At 38.7% G+C, this 2,711-nt stretch carries 2 protein-coding genes and 1 pseudogene; all 3 read right to left on the bottom strand.

Features of this window, described 5'->3' with window-relative positions:
- Positions 1-113: 113 nt before the first annotated feature.
- Entirely contained in the window at positions 114-872 is a 759-nt protein-coding gene (locus tag Q9Q35_RS05975; protein WP_304652578.1) for a hypothetical protein, read from the bottom strand.
- A 6-nt stretch (positions 873-878) separates the two neighbouring features.
- A complete protein-coding gene (locus Q9Q35_RS05970) occupies positions 879-2,213 on the bottom strand; it encodes a toxic anion resistance protein (RefSeq protein ID WP_304652577.1) in 1,335 nt (444 codons plus the stop codon).
- Between the two features lie 159 nt (positions 2,214-2,372).
- Positions 2,373-2,711, bottom strand: a pseudogene (locus Q9Q35_RS05965) (acyltransferase); the annotation flags it as partial.

Below are 2,711 nucleotides of genomic sequence, written 5' to 3'. Positions count from 1 at the left end.
TTGAGCATTTTCACCAAGTGGACAAATCTCATCATCGACCATCTCGTTAGCGAACTTCTTAATACCATCAAAGAATCCCATCTTAATCCCTCACGATCATCTTTTAATTCATACTACTTCAACATGTCTTCGATATCATCTTTGCTGTTAACTTGAGGCATTTCTTTCTTAGGCATGGTTGTGGTATTTTTGACCACATCACTTACCATTGCTTCACCGAGTGCGGTTTGATTTTGCATATCAACAACTTGTCCCATCAAGACATACTTATACTCTGCTTGGATCTTTTGCGCAAAGCCTTCGATCTGAGCTTTAGTGCTCGATAAAGTCTTTTGCACCTCAGGATCATTAGCGATCAAATTGTTGTCATAGATCCGATTATAGTAACTGAGCGTCTTGTTCATCTCGGGCAAAATATTTACTACCATACCTTCAAAAGTGAAGATCTTAGGTGGATCATTCAAGATCTTCACCGCAATATCATCAAAATAACTTTGCAATTTGTACTTAGGATCGATATAGCGCAAAGTAGGATTGTTCGTGATCGCAACCATCACTGCATTTGCTTGGGCAAAATACTGATCCACACTCGTGCGCCATTTTTCGATATCATCATTATTGTAATCAAAGCGTCGTTTTACGTTTTTGGCAAATTTAGCTCGGTCAGCTAAATAACCGTTGATGATCGCACGATTTCTTTGCATCACCCTTTGACGTTCTAACTCTTGGATACTCGGTTGATGAACTTTGCGTGCCGAATTTTTTCTTGATCTATAGATAAGATACGCGATCACTGCACCAGGAATGCCAATGTACCAAGGTAAAAATAAAACCAGTAAAATTGCAATTATCCAATATACTACTTTTTTCATTTTTCATTAACGTCCTTTTTCTGCGTATTCTTTGACCTTTTGCTTCATTTTTTCTTCCATTTCGTTGAGCTTTTGCGTCGAAATTTCACGGATCCGGCGGCCTTCTTCTTGGATCTGCATCGTTTCATCCAAAGTTTGGATCAGTTTATTTTGCGCATATTCTAGTGATTCGATATCAACGATCGCTCTTTCATTTTCCCGTGCCGTTTCCACACTTGTTTGATGTAATGCATCTGCCCCTTGAACTAACAGATCATTTGTCAGATCACTAATACCTTTTTCCGTAGCCGCAACTTGTTTTTGGCGTAACGTACTCATAATGACCACAAAGTTAGTACGCCAAGCTGGCAAAGTCGTCATGATCGTAGTTTGGATCTTTTCAGCTAAATTGACATTATTTTCTTCGATCAGGCGAATTGATGGCGCACGTTGAATGATCATCTGCCGGTTAACTCTAAAGTCATATTTCCGTCGATCAATTGCTGCAACGTATTTATTAGCAACTTCCAAAAGTTCTTGGATCTTAGCTTCATCTTGGGTTGGATCTTTTTTTGCCTCGTTTAATTCAGGGATGATCTTAGTCACAAGCTCTTCTTCGTAAATTTCCAAACCTGCTATCAAGATATTAGTAACCCTAAATAAATTCAAGTTTTCGGTATAGAATGCGTCTAATTGCTTATTATCTTCCACCAAAACCTGTTGATCGACTCCCAGTTTATTTTTCAAAGCATCGATTCGGTCAGAAGTAGCTTTAAAAATATCTTGTTTCTTTTCTGGAACTAATTTGCTTGGCTTTTTCTTGAATAGCCCAAAGAAACCTCCACGATCTTCTTGTTGTGTCTCTTCACGCTCGACTTGTTCGGCGATTTCCTGTAAGTTGATGCTCTTGATCACATCAGCCAACATATTAAGATCAGCGCTGACAGACTTACGATTGCTGTCATCAAGTCCTTTTTCCATATATTTCTTAGAAAAGGCATCAATGCTATCCGCTGCTTTTTGACCATAATTCGTCAACGTGATCCGCTCAGCATAGTTGAGTTGTTTAGATTGTTTTTCAGCTAATTCTTGATCATTTTTATCTAGCTTATTATAGATCGTCTTTTCAACTTTTGGTGTCTCTGCTTGTACAAGTACATTGGCAGTATCATTACTCAACAAATCCGACACATCAGTACCCGCTGATGGCACTGGTGCTTGAGTAGTAACTGGTTTAGCGACCACGCTTGCTACTTCATCTGCACTTTTGACGACTTGCTTATTTTGCTCTTTGGTCTGATTGTACATTTCACCCATTAAATCGTCGCCTTGATCAACATCTAATAAATCTTCATAATTCATTTGAATACCCTCCTATATATGTAAAATCGTTTTAGGTTTATTATATTTAAAACTAAATTCATTTGATATTGTACATATACACGACTAATTCCATGTATTTTTCCTTGCAAAAACGCAAATAAAAAAGTACCAGCAAATTTTTTGCTGATACTTAAATGGTTATTTCTTAACTGGTGTCTTTTCGGCCCGTTTGAGTGCATCTTGGATACAATCGAGATACAACTTGCTGGCATCTTCACGTCCACCAAAGTGTGTCCCATCAGTGCCTTCAAAGACTTCTTGATGTGCTCGGGCAACTTGGTCCCAGTCGCCGATCGTGATGAACTTGTATTTACTTGGTAAAGTCCGTTCCCACACACCCAACTTATATGAGTTATACGAAGAATCGGCATGACCATCATGCGGAGTGATGAAGATCAAATGATGCCCTGGTTTCAAGTCATCGATCACCTTTTGCGTTTGTTCTTGATAATCATCTAACGAGTTGGTCCCGATACA

The organism is uncultured Ligilactobacillus sp., assembly GCF_948826705.1.
Classification (GTDB): domain Bacteria; phylum Bacillota; class Bacilli; order Lactobacillales; family Lactobacillaceae; genus Ligilactobacillus.
Note: the sequence above shows the minus strand (reverse complement) of the source record. Positions and strands in the feature narration are given on the sequence as shown.

Excerpts from the sequence above, each read along its gene's own strand:
- Q9Q35_RS05975 (WP_304652578.1), bottom strand. The coding sequence starts at position 872 with ATGAAAAAAGTAGTATATTGGATAATTGCAATTTTACTGGTTTTATTT.
- Q9Q35_RS05970 (WP_304652577.1), bottom strand. The coding sequence starts at position 2,213 with ATGAATTATGAAGATTTATTAGATGTTGATCAAGGCGACGATTTAATG.